At 74.7% G+C, this 245-nt stretch carries 1 protein-coding gene; it reads left to right on the plus strand.

Going from position 1 to position 245, the window contains the following annotated elements; translation table 11 throughout:
- On the plus strand, positions 1–76 hold a 76-nt coding region (locus ACQ4LH_RS21715; RefSeq protein WP_430699009.1), incomplete at its 5' end, for a DUF2914 domain-containing protein.
- Between the last annotated feature and the right edge of the window lie 169 nt (positions 77–245).

Raw genomic sequence — 245 nt, forward strand, 5'->3', positions numbered from 1 at the left:
AGGCCGCTGGCAGGTGCAGGTGCTGACCGAAGCCGGGCAGATGATTGGTGTGCTGCGGTTTAAGGTGGTGGAGTAGCGGCTTAGCGGTGGGTACCTTTTATTTTCCCCCNCCCCCCCCCCCCCCCCCCCCCCCGGGGGGGGGGGGGGGRMRCCCCYCYCCCCCCCCCCCSSCCCCCCCCCGCGGGAGGGCGCCCTTTTACCAAACCCTACCCCAGCGGCCGCCCCCCCCCGCCTCGCCGGATCGA

Origin of the sequence: Pseudomonas peli, assembly GCF_050563605.1 — a bacterium.
Lineage (GTDB): Bacteria > Pseudomonadota > Gammaproteobacteria > Pseudomonadales > Pseudomonadaceae > Aquipseudomonas > Aquipseudomonas peli_A.